11 protein-coding genes are annotated in these 17885 nt (G+C 72.6%); 7 read left to right on the top strand and 4 right to left on the bottom strand.

Going from position 1 to position 17885, the window contains the following annotated elements; all coding sequences use genetic code 11:
- Positions 1–126 precede the first annotated feature (126 nt).
- Positions 127–1095, bottom strand: a complete 969-nt coding sequence (locus C1A33_RS30140; RefSeq protein WP_243408082.1) for an SDR family NAD(P)-dependent oxidoreductase — start codon at positions 1093–1095, stop codon at positions 127–129.
- Positions 1096–1241: 146 nt separating this feature from the next.
- On the opposite strand from C1A33_RS30140, the gene C1A33_RS30135 reads away from it, so the two are divergent.
- From C1A33_RS30135 to C1A33_RS30125, 3 genes are all read left to right on the top strand, one after another.
- Positions 1242–2102, top strand: coding sequence for a PaaX family transcriptional regulator (locus C1A33_RS30135; RefSeq protein WP_101835531.1), 861 nt, complete (start codon positions 1242–1244; stop codon positions 2100–2102).
- Between the two features lie 103 nt (positions 2103–2205).
- Positions 2206–3285, top strand: coding sequence for a TIGR03617 family F420-dependent LLM class oxidoreductase (locus C1A33_RS30130; RefSeq protein ID WP_101835529.1), 1080 nt, complete (start codon positions 2206–2208; stop codon positions 3283–3285).
- Positions 3282–4142, top strand: coding sequence for an enoyl-CoA hydratase/isomerase family protein (locus tag C1A33_RS30125; protein ID WP_101835527.1), 861 nt, complete (start codon positions 3282–3284; stop codon positions 4140–4142). The genes C1A33_RS30130 and C1A33_RS30125 overlap by 4 nt, the downstream gene beginning before the upstream one ends.
- An 8-nt stretch (positions 4143–4150) precedes the next feature.
- Here C1A33_RS30125 and C1A33_RS30120 read toward each other — a convergent pair whose 3' ends face one another.
- The gene (locus tag C1A33_RS30120) at positions 4151–5023 is read right to left on the bottom strand and encodes an FkbM family methyltransferase (protein WP_243408081.1); all 873 of its coding nucleotides are present in this window, start codon (positions 5021–5023) and stop codon (positions 4151–4153) included.
- A gap of 270 nt (positions 5024–5293) precedes the next feature.
- Positions 5294–6142, bottom strand: coding sequence for a FadR/GntR family transcriptional regulator (locus C1A33_RS30115; protein WP_133150880.1), 849 nt, complete (start codon positions 6140–6142; stop codon positions 5294–5296).
- A gap of 142 nt (positions 6143–6284) precedes the next feature.
- Here C1A33_RS30115 and C1A33_RS30110 point away from each other — a divergent pair, with 142 nt between their 5' ends.
- The 4 genes from C1A33_RS30110 (at position 6285) to C1A33_RS30095 (ending at position 16790) form a co-directional block, all read left to right on the top strand.
- Complete coding sequence (locus C1A33_RS30110) at positions 6285–7433, top strand: S1C family serine protease (RefSeq protein WP_243408080.1); 1149 nt, start codon at positions 6285–6287, stop codon at positions 7431–7433.
- 96 nt (positions 7434–7529) lie between these two features.
- Positions 7530–9233: a metallophosphoesterase gene (locus C1A33_RS30105; RefSeq protein WP_101835521.1), complete on the top strand. Its 1704-nt coding sequence runs from the start codon at positions 7530–7532 to the stop codon at positions 9231–9233.
- A 197-nt stretch (positions 9234–9430) separates the two neighbouring features.
- Positions 9431–14365 carry a TIR domain-containing protein gene (locus tag C1A33_RS30100; RefSeq protein ID WP_165818652.1) on the top strand — a complete coding sequence of 1645 codons (4935 nt, stop codon included), beginning with the start codon at positions 9431–9433 and terminating at the stop codon, positions 14363–14365.
- A 619-nt stretch (positions 14366–14984) separates the two neighbouring features.
- Entirely contained in the window at positions 14985–16790 is a 1806-nt protein-coding gene (locus tag C1A33_RS30095; protein WP_207770572.1) for a DUF6461 domain-containing protein, read from the top strand.
- 84 nt (positions 16791–16874) lie between these two features.
- Here the strand turns inward: C1A33_RS30095 and C1A33_RS30090 are convergent, their stop codons facing one another.
- The gene (locus C1A33_RS30090) at positions 16875–17318 is read right to left on the bottom strand and encodes a hypothetical protein (protein ID WP_101835516.1); all 444 of its coding nucleotides are present in this window, start codon (positions 17316–17318) and stop codon (positions 16875–16877) included.
- Between the last annotated feature and the right edge of the window lie 567 nt (positions 17319–17885).

The following is a 17885-nucleotide window of genomic DNA, read 5'->3' as shown; positions in this document are numbered from 1 at the left end:
GGTCACCGCCAGCCTGGCGGATCAGATCCGTCGGGTTCGGCGCGGCGAACGGCGGTGCCGCGGACTGTTGGACGTCGCCGTTCGCGACCTCGCCGCACGCGGTCCGGGTGCCTGCGCGGACGGCGGCTAGTCGCCGCGCAGCCAGCCGCGTCGGCCGAGTTCGGGATGCAACAGGTCATCACTCCAGAGCAGCTGCCCGTTGGTCGTCGCCGGGTCGGCCAGCGCCGCCCGCAGCGTCGCCTCGGCGAACGACTCCGGGCTCGCCCAGTCGGTCTCCTCGGCGCCGGTCCCCAGGGTGCCGGGGGTGAGGACGGGTTCCGACGGCGCGAGCGCGTTGACCGCGATCCCGTACGCCTGCGCCTCGACGGCGACGCAGGACGTCAGGTGGTGCAGCGCCGCCTTGTTGCCGCCGTAGGCGATCGGGCCGGGCGACCCCGGCTTCGCGTAGGGGCCCTCGCCCGGCATGAACGCCGCGTACGAGCTGATGGTGACGATCGCCCCGCCGCCGCGCTCGATCATGTCCGGCAGCGTGAGCTGCATGAGCCGGTAGGACGCGAACAGCCCGATCTCGAAGTGCATCCGGAAGCCCTTGAGCGGGAAGTTCACGAACGACGCCCAGTCTCCGGTGGCCTTCGCCCGCTTCGCGGTGGCGGTGCTGTCGGCGGCGGTGCTGTTCGCGGCGTCGTTGCTGGTCGCGCTGGCGGTGCTGTTCGCGGTGGCGTTGCCGGTGGCGGCGCGGGCGGCCGACGGGCGGCCGGGCACGGTGAGGGCGGCGTTGTTGATCAGGATGTCGACCGGGCCGAGGCGGTCGTGCGTGACCTCGACGACCCGCTCGACGTCCTCGGGTCGGGCGAGGTCCGCGGGGACGGCCACCGCCCGGCCACCGGTGCTCTCGATCTCGTCGACCACCTCGTGGACGGTGCCGGGCAGGCGCTCGTTCCACTGCGCCTCGGTGCGGGCGACGACGGCCACCGCGGCGCCCTCCCGGGCGAAGGCGAGCGCGATCGCCCGGCCGAGCCCACGGCTGGCGCCGGTGACGATGGCCGTGCGACCGGCGAGCCGAGCACCGGCCACTGGTTCGCCTGCGGCGCTCACGCGGCGACCGCCGTCGGCGGGCGACGGGCGTGGAGGTGTGCGGCCGGGGCGTGCCCGGCCCGTCCGTGCGGAAGGTCCATGTCGGGTTTGTAGGCGGGCCGACGTCTGTGGGTCAAACCACACCCTGCGCGCTCTACACTGCGGCCATGCCGGTCGAAGGCACCCCGGGGGCCTCTGCGCAGAGCTGGGTGCCGCTGCTGATCGGTACCGCCCTGCCCGCCCGTCCCTACGTGGCGGGCGCCGGAATCGTCGAGGTGCTCGCCACCGCCGGCTACGCGCCCGGGGCGAGCCGGGTCGCGCTGTCGCGGCTGTGCGCGGAGGGCTCCCTCGAACGGCGTCGCGACGGTCGGCACACCAGCTACCGGCTCAGCAGGCAGATGGCCGAGACCGTCGCCTCGGTGGGGGCCCGGGTGGAACGGTTCGGCCACGCGGGTGACTGGAACGGCTCGTGGACGATCGTGCTCGCCTCCGTCCCCGACGAGCTGCGCTCGGCGCGGCGTCGGCTGAGCGCGGCGCTGGCCTTCCTCGGGTTCGGCCGCCTGCGGGAGGGGACCTGGATCGCGGCCCGTACCTGCGAGGACGAGGTCACCGAACTCGTCGCGCGGCTGGAGCTCAGCGCGCTGGTCGACGTCTTCGTCGGCCGCCCGGCCGGGGTCGCCGGCGTCGACACGCTGCTGCGGCGCTGCTGGGACCTGGACTCGCTCACCCGGCGCTACCAGGACTTCGTCGACCGCTTCGCCGACCTGCGCCCACAGCCGGCCCGCGCGGCGCTCCCGCCGCCCGACGTGCTGCGCTGGTGGCTGCGGGTCATCCACGACTACCGCGAGCTGGTACACCGGGATCCCGAGCTGCCGCCGCGCTCGCTGCCCCCCGCCGCCCGCGCGCTGCGGGCCGAGGTCGTGCAGACCTACGCCGTCGTCCACGGCGGCCTGCGGGCTCCGGCGCGTGCGCAGGTCCGCGCCGCGCTCGGGATCAACGCCGTGCGCGCGTCCGTCGGTGTGGGCTGACCCGCGCGGCGTCCGGACGGATAACGGTTGATGGCCGCAGCGGCTGGCTTCTGTTAGCTTTCGTCCGACGGTCATGGGACCGGCGGGGGGAGAGGTGGCGCGGATGCGGATCGACGGGTTCCTCGGCGGCCTGGAGCAGGCGGCCGGCACGGCCCGCGCCGCGCAGGACGTCGGATACGACGGCGTCTGGGCGACGGAGGTCAACCAGGATCCGTTCCTCCCGCTGAGCCTCGCCGCGGCGGCGACGTCCACCATCCAGATCGGCACGTCGATCGCGGTGGCGCTGTCGCGCTCGCCGATGTCGCTCGCCTACACCGCGCACGACCTGGCCCGCTTCAGCGGCGGCCGACTGGTGCTGGGGCTCGGCTCGCAGGTGCGGGCGCACGTCACCCGCCGGTTCTCCATGCCGTGGGGCCGGCCCGGCCCGCAGCTGCGCGAGTTCGTCCTGGCGATGCGCGCGGCATGGTCGAGCTGGGCGGATGGGACACCGCTCGCCTTCGAGGGCGAGTACTACCAGCACACGCTCATGCCGCCGACCTTCGTCCCGGTGCCGAACCCGGCCGGGCCGCCGCCGGTGTGGCTCGCCGCTGTCGGCGAGGTGATGTGCCGGGTGGCGGGCGAGGTCGCCGACGGCATGATCTGCCACGGTTTCAGCACGCCGAGGTGGCTGCGCGAGCGGACGCTTCCCGCCCTCGCCGAGGGGCGTCGCCGAGCCGGGGCGCAGGACGGGTTCGCCGGCTTCGAGGTCGTCGCCCACCCCTTCGTCGTCACCGGCACGGACGAGGAGATGGCCGCGGGGCTGGCTGCGGTGCGCCGCCGGATCTCCTTCTACGGGTCGACGCCCGCCTACCGCGCGGTGCTGGACCTGCACGGCTGGGGCGAGCTGGGCACCGAGCTCACCGCGCTGTCCAGACAGAACCGGTGGGCCGAGATGGCGGCGCTGGTCGGCGATGAGGTCGTCGACGCCTTCACCGTCGTCGCGGCCCCGCGGGAGCTGGCAGCTCGGCTCGCCGACCGCTACGGCGGGCTCGTGACCCGCCTGTCGTTCACCCCGCCCGCGTCGCTCGACCGCGACGCGAGCCACGGGCTGATCAGCGAGCTGCGGGCCATCCCGGCCCTCGGCGCGCAGCATGACCCGACGCGGGCCGCCGCGCCCGAGCCGAACCCCGGAGGTGCCCGATGACGTCTGCGGACGCGAACGTGGACGCGAAGGTGGACGCGGCGCAGGCCGTGGACCTGGTGCAGCGGGAGGTCGTCGAGGACGGCGTGACGCTGCTGCGGCTCAACCGGCCCGCGCGGCTCAATGCCATCACCGGGGCACTGCTGGTCGCGCTGCACCGGCGCCTCGACGAGATCGAGGCGGACCGCTCCTGCCGGGTGGTGATCCTCACCGGCGCCGGGCGGGGCTTCTGCGCGGGCGCCGACCTGCGCGGCGGGGACCCGGGGGTGGCCGAGCCGTTCGAGCCGCGACCCGGCACGGTCGGCATCTTCCAGCTCCAGGAGCTGTTCTCCAGCGTCGCCACGCGGCTGCGGGCGCTGTCCCAGCCGGTGATCGCCGCCGTCAACGGGCCGGCCACCGGCGGCGGGCTGGTGTTCACCCTGGGCTGCGACATCCGCTTCGCCGCGGCGTCGGCGCGCTTCTCCGCCGCGTTCGTCCGCGTCGGGCTCTCCGGCAGCGATATGGGCACGGCGTGGCTGCTCAACCGGATTGTCGGCGCCGGACGGGCGCATGAGCTGATGCTGACCGGCCGGATCATCGACGCCCACGAGGCGCAGCGCATCGGCCTCGTCCTCGAGGCGGTGTCGGACGACGCGCTGCTTGACCGGGCGCTGGTGACCGCGCGGCAGATCCTCGCCAACTCGCCGTTCGGCGTGAAGCTGACCAAGCAGAGCATGTGGTCGGCGCTGGAGATCCCCGGCCTGGAGGCGGCGATCAACCTGGACAACCGCACCCAGGTGCTGACCTGCTCGACCGCCGACAACGGCGAGGCCGTCGCCGCCTACCTGGAACGCCGCGAGCCCCGCTGGACGGATTCCTGAGCCCGCCGTCAGACGCGCAGCAGGGACGGGTCGGCCGCGGAGAAGTAGTTGGCGACGTAGGGGCGCACGGGGGAGGCGCCCAGGTGGGCCTGCTCGGCGGCGGGGTCGACCGGGCCGACCAGCGTGCCGGTCGCCTCGTCATGGCGGAAGGTCCGGTAGCCGTGGATGGCGAGGGACTCGAACACCTCGGCGGGCGTGCCGCCCTCCCCGACCAGAGGATCCTCGCTGATCTCGAAGCAGAGGACGCCGATGCGGTGGCCCGCCAGCAGGCCGGCGGCGCCGGTGAACACGTGGCGCTCGAAACCCTCCACGTCCACCTTGCACAGCGCCACCCGCTCGACACCCTCCCGCTCGGCGAAGGCGTCGAGCGTCACCGCCTCGACCTCGACCGACGCGCTCGGACGGACCGCCGCGCCGTCGTAGCCGTACATGGGATGCGCGCCGAGCGAGTTCCAGCCGCAGGCCGGGTCGTCGAAGACGTGCATCGTCGCCGTGCCCGGGGCGTCGGTGACGGCCGCGCGCACCACGTGCACGTCCAGGCACCGGTTGAGCGCGAGCGTCTGGGCGAGCCGGTCGGCGGTGGCGGGCACCGCCTCGAAGGCGAACACCCGCCCGGCCGCGCCGCTGCGCCGCCGGGCGTGGACGCTGTAGACGCCGAGGTTGGCGCCGACGTCGAACACCACGTCGCCGCCGCGCAGCAGCCGGTCCATCAGGGTGAACGCGGGCCGGTCGCCGGGGCGGCGCATGAGGGAGCGCAGCCGGTCCCGCTCGCCGGCGGGGATGAGCAGGGCGATGCCGTACTCGTCCTCGACGACGACCGCGCCGCCGCGCACGGTGCCGACGGCCACCCGGGCCCGCCAGGCCGCATCCTTTGCCGCCACCACACTTCCGCGCAGCCGCGCATTGCGGCGCAGTGTGGCTCTGGCCTGGTCGGCTATGCGTGTGGCTAATTCGACGCCGGGCACTAATCCACCCCCGTGGACATGGATTTCCAGGGAATCGCTGCCGTGCGTGGGCAGCCTAGGCCCGCCGGCGGGATCCTGTCAGTCCTCTTATGCCTGTGATCTGAATCACATCACGTATGCGGGTGTCTGGGAGGCGTTCCCGGGGATTGCGCCTCCGCAGAAATCAACCCTCACGTGACGGTGTATTCAGTGCCAGTCGACGACCTCGTCGACGAGTCCGGCGCGGTCCTGTGCCACGCGGGCGCAGTAGACGTCCATGTGCGCGGTCATGAGCCGCTCCGCGAGCTCCGCGTCGGCGGCGAGGATCGCCCGGGCGATCGCGGCGTGCTGGGCGATCGCGACCTGGCGCTCGCCGGGCTCGGTGAGGACCTCGCCGTCGATCCGGGCGAGGGTGATGTCCCGGATCGACTGGCACATCAGGGTGAGGATCGGATTTCCGGCCGCGGCGATGATGGCCGCGTGGAATCCGGTGGCGAGATCGGCGTACACGGCCGGCTCGGCATCGGCCGGACCGCCCACGGCATACCGTTCCAGATCGCGCAGTGCACCGCGATCCGCGTTTCCGGCGGCCAGTCGGGCCATGAGGGGTTCGAGTGCGGCCTGCCCGTGCAGCAGATGCGCATAGCGCGCCCCGAGCAGATGGAAGAACAGTGTCTCCGTCTTGCCCAGGGCGGTGCTTTGCGGGCCGACGAGGACGGGCCCGCCGCCGGGCCCCGGGCGGATCGTGATGAGACCCTGGACCTCGAGAATGCGCAGCGCCTCGCGCACCGAGCCACGACTCACGCCGTAGCCCTCGATCATCTCCGCCTCGCTCGGGAGATTCGCGCCGAGGGGAAGTTCCGCCAGGCGGCGGACGATCTCGCGCGCGAGTCGGATGGCGACCTTTTCCGTGCGCATCATCCCGGCGTCCGCGGCGGAGACCCCCCGGGCGCGGTCGTGTTGTCTGTTCGCGGCCGGCACCGCGGCATCGTATCGGTATGTACCGGATGACCTGGCAGGTATACGCGCGGAGCGCTCCTCGAGCGACGGCGACAACGAAGAATCGTATTAATAATTCATGTCGCAGAAGGGGTTGATGGGAGGCGGTGACGCTTCCGCCCCGTTTTGTCCGCGGTGATGCGCCCGGCGTCGTGTGGGGTATAGCTGCTCTGTGTGTTCGACGTTGTGCGGAGTGTGGGTGCGGGTGGTGGCGGTCGCGATCGTGCTGGCCGCGCTCGTCCTCGCGGCGGGGCTCGTCGTGCGGTCGGGACCGGCGGGCGACGTCGGTGCGCGGCCGGCGACCGGGGCGCCGCCGCCGTCCGGGGCCGCGGACGCCGCGCTGTCGGTGGTGCCCGACGTGGTGGCGAACGCCGAGCCGTCGGTGGTGACGGTGTTGGTCGGCAGCGAGCTCGGCAGCGGCATCGTCTACCGCGGGAACGGGACGATCGTGACGAACCAGCACGTCGTCGCCGCGGCGTCGGACGGGCGGGTGCAGGTCGCCTTCGCCGACGGGCGACGCGTGCCGGGCCAGGTGCAGGCCGCCGACGCGATCAGCGACCTCGCGGTGGTCAAGGTCGACCGCACCGGGCTGCCCGCCGCCCGGTTTCGCACGCAGCCGCCGCGCCTGGGCGAGCTGGCCGTCGCGATCGGCAGCCCGCTCGGCCTGGAGAACAGCGTCACCGCCGGCGTCATCTCCGGGCTCAACCGCACCCTGCCCGGCTCCGGCAACGGCGGTCAGGAAGGCCCCGGCGGTCCGGGTGGCTCAGGGGGTCCGGGTGGCTCAGGCGGTCCGGGTGGCCCCGGCGGGGCGAGCGGGAGCGGGCCGGGTGCGGCGCAGGCCGCGGGGCCGCGGGTCGATCTGATCCAGACGGACGCGGCGATCTCACCCGGCAACTCCGGCGGGGCGCTGCTCGACGCGCAGGGCCGCGTCGTCGGCGTCACCGAGGCATACATCCCGCCGTCGAGCGGCGCGGTATCGCTCGGGTTCGCCATTCCGTCGGCGACGGCCGTCGACGCCGTGGAGCAACTGCTGCGCACCGGCACCGTGCGGCACGCGTTCATCGGGGTGCAGGCGGTCACACTGACCCCGCAGATCGCCGCTCAGCTGGGCCTCGCCGTGCGCAGCGGCGCGCTGGTGCTCGCCGTAGTCGCGGGCGGCCCGGCGGACCGGGCCGGGCTCGAGCTGGGCGATGTCATCCGCTCCTTCGACGGGCGACCCGTCGTCACCGCCGAGGACCTGACATCGGCGCTGCATGCGTCATCGCCGGGAGAAACGGTGACCGTCATTGTCAACCGGAATGGCCAGAGCCGTTCTCTCCGGGTCACCGTCACCGATCGTCCGACCTGAAACGGCCCATCGCGCCCGTGGTGTTTACGCATTTTTCGGCCGGCGGCCACCGTCGCGTTGGGGCGCCCGGCGCCTGGCGGGCCTACGTTCGGCGCCATGCCTGTGAGTCCTCCGAACGAAGTGGTGGCATCCGGCGTTCCCGCCCAGGTCGCCCGCGACATGACGATTGCGGAGCAGCACGACTGGCTCCAGACCTTCCTGCGCCGCCGCCCGGTCAGCCGGCGCGGCATGCTGCTCGGCGGTCTCGCCGGCGCCGGCGCCGCGACGCTCGGCACGACCCCGTTCGGCCGCGCCGCCTACGCCGCGACCACCGCCGACGCCCCGCTCCTCGTGGGTGGCCGGCACACCGCCTTCGGCGCGGACCCGGCCCGCCAGCTGCGCCTGGCCGGTCAGCTCACCCGCAACCCCGGCCGCGGCAAGGTGCTGCTCGACATCGGCCCGAGCCGCGCGCTCGGCGGCACCGTCGAGGCCGAGATCCGCCCGCTGCTCTCGCAGGTGCCCCAGGTCGACGGCTCGATCCTCACGGTCGAGCAGTTCTACGTGCACGCCGCCTTCGACCGTCTCGCCCCCGGCCGGGAGTACTACTACCGCTTCCGCGTTCCCGGCGGCGCCGCGACGCCGATCCAGGCCGTGCGCACCGGCCACGCCAAGGGCCGTCACGGCGGGTCGTTCCGCTTCACGATGATGGGCGACCACGGCTCGAACACCACCCCGCCCGGCGACCCGAAGGGCGTGTTCGACGACGATTACTACAAGGACGACAACCAGCCGACCGTCGCGCACGCCTCGGCGATCACCGCGGCGATCGCCCGGCTGGACCCGCACTTCCACCTGCTCGCCGGCGACATCTGCTACGCGGACCCGTCCGGCGCGGGCAAGCCGCCCAGGCGGACGACCACCGGCCAGCCGCCGGCGGGCTTCGACAACTTCGACCCGACGGTCTGGGACGTGTACCTGTCCGACATCGAGCTGTCCGCGTCGCGTACCCCGTGGATGTTCGCCACCGGAAACCACGACATGGAGGCGCTCTACGCGCCGCACGGCTACGGCGGCCACGCGGCCCGCCTCGACCTGCCGACCGACGGCCCCAAGGGCTGCCCGAGCGTCTACTCGTTCGTCTACGGCAACGTCGGGGTGCTCTCGCTGGACGCCAACGACGTCTCCTTCGAGATCAAGGCGAACACCGGCTACTCCGGCGGCGCCCAGAACTCCTGGGTGGAGCGCACCCTGAAGGCGTACCGGGCCGACCCGGACATCGACTTCATCATCGCGTTCTTCCACCACTGCGCCTACTCGACGACGTCGCAGCACGCGAGCGACGGCGGGGTGCGCGCCGCGTGGACGAAGCTGTTCGACACCTACCAGGTCGACCTCGTGCTGCAGGGTCACAACCACCTCTACGAGCGCACCGACCCGATCCGTGCGAACGCCCCGACCCGCGAGGCGCCCGACGGATCGACGGTGGACCCGGCCAAGGACGGCACCATCTACATCACCGCCGGCAGCGCCGGCCGGCCGCGCTACCAGTTCCAGACCGGCGAGCCGGAGTCCTACCGGGGCAAGGTCGTCGCCGGGTCGAACGTCGTGCCGAACAGCTACGTCTGGGCGCCCGACGGCACGAAGGCCCCCGAGGCGATCAGCTGGTCGCGCACCCGCTTCGACAACTACGCCTTCGTCGCGGTCGAGTCGGCCCCCGGCGCGCCCGGCGGCACGTCCTGCCTGACCGTGCGCGGTATCGACGAGCACGGCACCGAGTTCGACCGTGTCACCCTGCGCCGCACTGTCCCCAAGCACCGCTGACGCGGCGCAGCAGCTGACACGCAGCACACCCGATGGTCCCGCGGCGCCACCCGGCCCCGCGGGACCATCGCGTTCCGCGGAACGCCCCAGCGCCGCCCCGACTCGCAGGCACCCGGATCCATGGACGCGGTGGCGGTAATGAGGCGGTCCGTCCTACCTCCGGCTATCACCGTCCGCGTGGGTGGGATGCTTTCGCGGTGGCTCTGGGGGATGTTGCGCCGACCGGTCCGCATGGGCGAATCTTCGTCAGCTATGCGCACGACGATCGTGCCTGGGCCGAGTGGATTGCCTGGCAGTTGCAGGATGCCGGCTGGCAGGTCGATCTTCAGGCCTGGCATTCGGTCCCCGGAACGAACTTCGTCGCTTGGCTGGATGCCTGTCTCGCCCGCGCCGATCACGTTCTTCTCGTCGTGTCGACAGCCTTCCTGCATTCCACCTGGTCAGCGGCAGAATGGCAGGCCCGCTACCAACCTGACCGCCGGGTTCTCGTCCCGGTCCGAGTCGAGACGTGCGACCTCCCCGGCCTTCTGGGGTTGTTGGTCCGTATCGACCTCTTCGAGATGGACGGGGCCGACGCGCGCCAGGCGCTGCTCCGCGGCCTGCGCGGCGCACGCGACGGCCATCTGATGCCCATCAGTGAGCCGGAGTTCCCACAGACGGCTCGCACCGCGGAACCGAGATCCGATCCGGTCGCGGCGGCCGGTGCGGGGGCCGCGACCCCGCCGGGTTTTCCCGGTGCCGGGCTGGACCTCTTTCTGGACTGGGTGGCCGAGGCGTGCGCGGATCGCCACCCCGAAGCGTCCGTCCGCCTGATCTCCTGCGCTGGTTCTCGCGGCACGATGATGCGGATGTACGTGGAGGTGGCAGCTCATCGGGACGGTCTCCACGAGGTATGGCCGGTCGGAGTGTGGCCGGGTCAGCCGGATCGACACGTCGTCGAGGACTTTCACCGCACGGTGCACGTCTTGTACGAGGCCCGCGACCGGTATGTCGAATCCGAACTGGTGTACGGAGTCGCGTTGGCCGACCCGGGGCTGCGTCGCTGGGCCCGTCGCCAGCTCGGCGTCACCCTGCTCAGCCTGGCGGAACTCGAGGGCCGGTGGGATCCGCGGAGCTATCTGATCCGCCAGACACGGCGCCTGGAGGAGAATCCCGACTATCCGCCCCGGCTGTATGTCCCGCCGCGGTATGTCCTGCTCGACGACGCGCCCCGAACCCCGCCGCGCGACGACGCCTTCTCCGCGGTCATCAACTGGCTCGATGACGAGGACGCCCGACTACTGCTGGTGCTGGCCGATTTCGGGCACGGCAAGAGCTTTCTGCTTCGTGAGCTCGCCCGGGTGCTCCCGGTCGAGCTGCCACGGGTCGTGCCGATGCTGGTGGAGCTGCGGGCGCTGGAGAAGAGCCACAACGTCGAGGACCTCATCGCCCTGCATCTGTCGAAGGTCGGCGAGCCGAACGCGAATGTGCCTGCCGTGCTGCGGATGCTGCACCGCGGTCGGGTCGTGCTGCTCTTCGACGGCTTCGACGAGCTCGCCCAGCGGGTGACGTTCGACCGCGCCGCCGAGCACCTGCGGATGATCCTCAAGGCGGTGACAGGGCGGGCGAAGGTGGTGCTGACCAGCCGCACCCAGCACTTCGCCTCCGACGACCAGTGGCGCACCGCTCTCGGTCAGGAGGTGCACCAGCTCGCCGCGAGCCGTCTCGTGCGGCTCGTCGACTTCGACGAGGAACAGATCCGGGAGTACCTCGTTCATCTCTTCGAACTCGCCGACGCGACCGGCGGGCGCGAGAGGGACACCGGTCAGGCCAGCAGTCGTGCCGACACGGCCGACGCCACGAGACGACAGCGCGCGCGGCACCTCGCCGACGACCGACTGCGCCTCATCCACGACATTCGCGACCTGCTCGGGCTCTCCGCCAATCCCCGCATGCTGTCGTACATCGCGGCGCTGCCCGAGTCCGACCTGCGGGCCGCCCGCTCCGCGGACGGAACCATCAGTTCCGCCGACCTGTACGCGACGCTGATCGACCGGTGGCTGCTCTTCGAGGCCGACCGACGCCGGCCGACCCGTGGCTCGCAGCCGAGCCTCGGCTCCGCCCAGCTGCGGACGGCCGTCGACGCGCTCGCCGTCGCCCTGTGGGCGCGTGGCGAGGAGGCCCTGCCGGTGGAGGAGCTGACCGCCAGGGTGCAGTCTGCGCTCACCGACCTCAGCGCCGCTCGGGTCAGCCCTGCCGAGGCCGCCTTCGCCGTCGGCTCGGGAAGTCTGCTCGTCCGCGGCGACGACGACCGGTTCGCCTTTGCCCACCGCTCGTTCATGGAGTACCTGGTCGCCGTCGCCGCCGCCCGCGAGCTCACCGATGATCCCGACAACGGCGAGGGCCTTCTGGCCCGGCGTCCCCTGTCGGACCTGATGGTGGACTTTCTCGTCGGCTCCGCCTCGCGTCCGCTCCTGGTCCACTGGGCCCGTGTGGCGCTCACCAGCTACGAAAGGATGGTCGCGGACGGAGAGAGTTTGCATGTCGACGAGGACATGCCCATCCCACGGCGCTTCAGGACCGTTACCCAGATGGCCAGGGACAACGCCCTGGCCATCGGACGCCGCCTCGACCTCCGGCTCGGCGCGCTTCACCTGGCCGGCCAGGACCTGCGGGGGCGCGACCTGTCCGGGGAACGGGAGAACCTGCGCCACGCGGACCTCAGCGGCGCCATCCTCGCCGGCCAGCGGCTGCACGACATCGACCTGACCGGCGCCGACCTGACCGGCGCCGACCTGCGCGACTGCTGGCTGGTCCGGCCTGTGCTCACCGGGGCCCGGCTCGCCGCAAGCCGGTGGAACCGCGCGGTACTCATCGACCCCGTCCTCGACGAGGATGCCCGGGCCGGCGACGAGCTCGCGACCGCCATCATCTCCGGGCGCGACGATCCCCGCCCGATGATCCGCCCGGCGGCATCGCCGGACGGCGTCCTCGCCCTGTCACCCGACGACGAGTGGATCGCCATCGCCTGGGGGCCGGCCGTGCTCGTTCTGCGCGCGGAGACGCTGGAGGAGGTCTGCGTCCTGCGCCAGGACTGGTCGGTGACCGCGATGGCCTTCACCGCGGACCTGCGGCTCACCACGGTCAGCGCCGACGGTCAGGCCCGGGTGTGGAACGTCGCCTCCGGCCACCTGATGGTGGAATGGGCGACCGCCGCGACGCGCGCCGCTGACGTGACCTTCTCTTCCGACGGCAGCTGGCTTGCGGCCGCTGGTTCTGATCACGTCCTGAGGGTGTGGATGGTCGTCAACGGCCAGCAGACGGCGGCCTGGGCGTTTCCGGCCCGGCACGCCCGGGCGCTCGCCCTGTCGAGCGACGGCACCTGGCTTGCATCCTGCGACCACAGCGGGGTCTTCCACTCGTGGGATGTCGGTTCGGCAAAGCTGTTGTCGATGTGGGAAACGGGGTTCACAGGCGACGAAGCGATGCACCTTCGTCTCACCGCCGACGGTGCCATGGTCATCGTCGGCCTCGCCGGCAGTGTTGAGGTGTGGAACTGGGACAGGAAGAAAGCCAGCTGGCACAGCGCCCCTGCCACTGATGCGGCGAACGTTTCGGCGGTGTCCCCCGATGGCACGTGTGTCGTCCTTGAGGCACCCGGCGGCCTGGAGGTGTGGCAGCCTTCTCGGGCCGCACCTCTGAGAGTGGGGTCCGGTGCCGCCTTCCTAAGCAACCAGAGGTCGAACTCAGACAGATATTCACTGGGCTGCGCGTTCTCGCCCTCGGGCGCGAGGATGGCGGTTCTGGACACTGATCGCACGCTGCTGACGTGGGATTTTCCCAGCGAGGGGCTGGAGCCGCTGGCGGCCAAACGGGTGGGTGCCGCCCCTCTCGCGGTCCGCCTCGCCCGTGAGGTTGGGACAGCGGTGGCCGTCGATCCAGATCATGGAGCGCATCAGTACCGACTTCTTTCCCTCAGCTCGGCTCGCCTCCTGCGCCTGCTCGTGGACACCGACCGCAACGCCGTGCTCGGCAGCCGGCGAGAAGCCGAGATCGTTGCCGTGTCGGACGACGGCCGGCACGCCGCTGTGCGCATCGACCACCGGCACCTGGCGAGGCTGCAGCTGGTGCGGCTGCCGAATCCGGATCGGGACCGGGAGGGGACCCGAGGCAGGGTTGTGCGGCATGCCGAGATGCCAGGCGGAGTGACAGCGGCGGCCTTTTCCCCGGACGGCCGACAGCTGGCGGTCGGAGGCCGTCGGGGAGAGGTAAGCATCCTGCACGTGCACGCCTCCGAAGCTCACCGTGATACGTCGGATCCGGATGGTGCTCGGGTAGCGAGATCGTCGGATATCTCCGTGGGGTCGGCGATCCGGGCGCTTGCCTTCTCCCCCGACGGCAGGCTGCTCGCCTGTGCCAAGGACTTTCTGGTCGAGGTCTGGCGGGTGGCGGGTGGCGGGTCCGTCCTGAGCCGCGAGGTCACCATCAGCCCGTCGGTCGTGGCCTTCTCGCCGCAGGGCAGCCTCGTCGTGGCAGGCCGCCAGGGTGTCGTCCTGTGGCGCCACACGTCGGACGGTTGGACCGAACAGCCTGCCCGGATCGATCTGGCCCGGTGGGCGGGCACGGCGGTGACCGCGCTCGCCTTCTCGCCCGACGGGTCGATGCTTGCCGCCGGTGGGCATCGCGACGGGACGGGGAGGGTGTGGACGTGGTCGATGACGACGGGCGCGATGGGTGAGGTCAGCACCGCGTCCGGCCCTGTCTGCGACCTCATGTTCGCGCCGGACGGCGAGGTGCTCGCCGTGGCGGTTCCTGACGGCGGGATCCGGTACTGGAGGACGGCGAGGCTCACCCGCCCCGCGGCACTCGTTCCGTTCGGCGGAGGCGGGTACGCACTCCTGCAGGCCGGCGGGTCCTTCCATCTGAAGGGGGATCCGGACGCCGGCTTGTGGTGGTCCGCGGGGCTGCGCAGGTTCGGAGCCGACGACCTGGCCGGTCTCACCTCGGCGGCGCAGCCCGTGACGGCTGGTGACCCGATCGGTATGCCGGCACACTTTCTGCGCGTTGATGCCCCGACGGGAGCAGAGCCGAGACCGGCCGAGGCCGGCGAACCGTCGCGGTGGACGAGGGCCTGGAATCGGTGGAGGACCTGAGCCCTCCACCAGTCCCGGGTGGTCGCGGGCCCTGGCATCTGGTGAAGGCTTCGAGGCCGTCGTTCGGCTCAGTGGGACGGCGCAGAGCCCTGAGGCCAGGCGAATTTCTGTCGGACCCGCCGCCTACCGTGATCGCTCGCGGGGAGTAGGAACGGACGACGACAGGGAGTCGCGTGCCATGGCGGACGAGGATCGGCCGGCGGGCAACGAACGGGCGGCGCAGTCGCGGAGGATGGTGCGTCTTTCGGGACGGGGCCCGGTCCCAGGGGCGCCGCCAGCGCGGGGCCCGGGAGCGATGCCGGCCGAGGTGTCGAGGTGGCCCCTCGGCCAGCCCGCGGCGTCGGCGGCTGTGGTGCCCGCCGATCTGGTCGAGGCGGTGGCGGGGCCGGTCGGGGAGATGGTGGCAGGGCTTGCGGGGCTGGTACCGGCTGCGGTCGCGGCGCGACTGGGGCGCCTGCGTGCTCCGGATCCCACGACCAGCGCCGGTTCCGTCGCGGGCGCCGATGCCGGATCGGGCTACGGCCTGGACCGTCGATCCGGCCGGAGCCGAGCGTCGGTGGTCGGCACGGTGTACGAGGGGCCCCCGGGGCCCTGGGCGGATCCCGAGAGGAGCTCTTTCGTGCCGGGGCGGATCTACAACGTCCGTCGCACCTGGCCGTTGCCGGGGGATTCCCGGGTGCTGGAGATGCTGCATTCCCTGGCGCCGGCGATCACGGACCGGGTGCTCGGTGCCCTGGAGGTCGCCGTCGACGCGCTGCCCGAGGTGGCGCATCCGGGGGTGCTGGGTCCGGCGCCCGCGCGCCAGGTGGTCGCGCGTGCGGTGAGCGCGGACATGAGCCGGGGCGGGGCCGGTATCGAGGGGGAGGCGGCGCCCGCGGTGCAGCTGCTCGAGCAGCTGTGCCCGGGAGCCAGTGATGTGGTTGCCGCTCTGGTATCGATGCTGGCGGAGCATCCGGACGTCCGCTCGGCGCTGGCCGCCGCCGAACCGGCGCCGGTCAGTCCCTATCCGGCGAGCCCTCCCTCGGCGAGTCGGCGTCGGGCGAGCACCGGCCTGGCGAGCACAGGCCCGGTGGGTGCGCGTCCGGACGGTGTGGCGGACGCGGCAGGCACAGCGCGGCGAGAGGAGGAGCTCGCGGGACGGCGAGGGGCTGGGTTCGTCGCGCTGGGGGTGGCCGCCGCTGCCGCGGTGCTGCGAGGCGACGAGCGGCCGCCAGCCTCCACCGCGGCGGTGGTCGGCGTGGGCCTCGGCGCCGCCGCGCTGTACCTGAGCAGCGTGGCGATGCCGGTAGGGAACGCCGAGGCGCTGCTCGCCCGCCGTCGCGACGATTACCCCTGGCCGCACATGTGCTCCGGGCGCGTCCTCGTTCAGGAGCACCGCTTCGGGCTGGTCGAGCGCGCGCTGCCGGCACCTGGCACGCCCGACGTCGACTCTGGGCCCTTCGACGACCCTGCGCTGTTCGCCGAGACGGGGCTGGTCGCGGCCGTCCCGGGCGGGGTGGTGGTACGCAGCGGCAGGGCGGAGGGTGAGGTGCGGGTGACGCTGCGGGTCCTGGCGGAGCCGCCGCCGGCGTCATCGCTCGCCGAACTGGAGCGGCACTGGGACGAGATCGTCGAGGTCAGCTGGTATGCCGACGCGGGATTCGCCTCACTGCGCGGTCCGGCCGGTATGCCGCACCTGCTGGGGCAGGGGCCGCCCTGGCCGGGCGACTACCGGCTGCGCGCCCTCGCCCGCCGCCGCGATGAGGCGGACGTCGATGAGTCCCACGAGCTGTGGGTCTGGCCCGCGCCACCCGCGCCGGCGCGGGTGCTGCGCGGTACCGACCGGCTCGGGCATCGGCTGCGCGGCGAGTCGGAGCCGGCCCTGCCGCCCGAGGCGCGCTACCGGTTCGTCGTCGGGCCCCGTTCCGTGCTGCACGAGGGCGCGACGGTCACCGTCGTCTCCGGGGCCGACCGGGACGAGGTCGTGCGCGCCTTCGGCGCGGACCCGGCGCGGGCGCGCTCGCTGCGATCGCTGATGGACGAGGTCGACCGGGACGGTTGGCTCGCCGCGCTCGCGGTGCCGGAGGCGGGGGCTGTGGTCGTCATCGAGGAGAACGGGTTCGCCGGCAGCCAGCCGGAGACACTCGCGACACTTTCCCGGCTCGGGCCCGCGGCCAGCATGTTCTGGAACGTGAAGGCGATGGCCCGGCTGTCGCTCGCCCGCGACGGCCGGATCCTCGCCGCGGGTGAACTGGGCATGGACTTCCCGACCGGAGAGGAGATCGGGCCGGACATCGCGCCCTGTCTCGCCGGTCTGGACCTTGCGAGCTGGCGCGACCGGAGGGCCATCGGCCTGGTTGTCGTTGAGCGGTTCACCGGGTACGGGCTGTGTCCCGCGGATCTCGACCGGCTCTGGAACGACGATCTCGCCCACCGGATCGGGTGACGAGTGGGACCCCGGCGCCGCACCGCGGGTGGGGGAGTCCGCGGTGCGGCACCGGGGTCCCGGCCTGTCCTGATCCGGGGGTGGTCAGGACAGGTAGACCAGGGCGCCGATCACCCAGCCGGCGATCGTCGCGGCGATGGCGACGAACGTGGCGAGCCTGCCGCGGCGGCTGCCCTTGCCCCAGGCCACCGCGCCGCAGGCGATGGCCGCGAACCCGACGAAGGGCACCAGCAGCGCCACCGCCGAGAACACGAACGCCAGAATCCACAGGGTGCGGACACCGGAAGGCTCCACACCCGGGCCGGCGGGCCGCGGCGGGCGGCCGTACTGCATTTCCGCCATGCCATTGTCCGGGTAGGGCACAAAGCCGCCGTGGCTGGTCGCGGGGTTCGGGTCCGCGCCGTATCGCGGCGTGTCCGCCGGGGGATTCGGCTCGCGGTAGGGCTGGCCGTAGGGCTGATCGGCCGGCTGGGGCACAGGGATCCGCTGCGTACCGGCGTCGTCCACCGAATGCGTCGGCCTGGTCATGGGAGCTCCTCTTCTTCGTCTCACGTCAGCCGGTACTGTCGTGGCCTTTCTGTACCCCGATCCTCGGATCTATCACCGGCGATCCACAGCGAATTCAGCGTTGGTGGTCGCCTGCCGGGAGCAGCCGCAGGGCGAGGCGCGGGCAGAGGTACGCCGCGCGTCGAGCGCGCGCACATGGCGGTAACTGATTGCGTCTCGTTATCGGATCGATCACGAATCGGCGCTGGACAGCCAAAGGGTCTCCCCCGCAGGCTGGGGACGTGGCAGGCAGTCCGCACCGCCGCCTGGAGCCCGTGCCGCTCCCACGGCGGACGTTGACCCGCCGGCTCTTCCTGGATTTCGGGATCCTCGTCTCCGCCCGCTGTCCTCGCGTCTTCTGAGCGCGTCCGCGCGCCGCCAGGGCTGACGCCCGCTCCTCGGCCTCCTGGGCAGGTTTGGGTCGCGGCCCCGCGCGCTCCGAGCCTCACCGGCCACCCACCCACGTCCACGACCACGGTGTCCTGCCCTGCCCGAAGGGAACGTCCGCATGTCCGAACCCGCCCCGCCCCCGCCTCCGCCCCCCGCGGC

It is taken from the genome of Frankia canadensis, from assembly GCF_900197875.1.
In the GTDB taxonomy this organism is placed as follows: Bacteria; Actinomycetota; Actinomycetes; order Frankiales; family Frankiaceae; genus Frankia; species Frankia canadensis.
The sequence above is the reverse complement of the archived record's forward strand: the minus strand, read 5'-3'. Positions and strand labels throughout refer to the sequence as shown.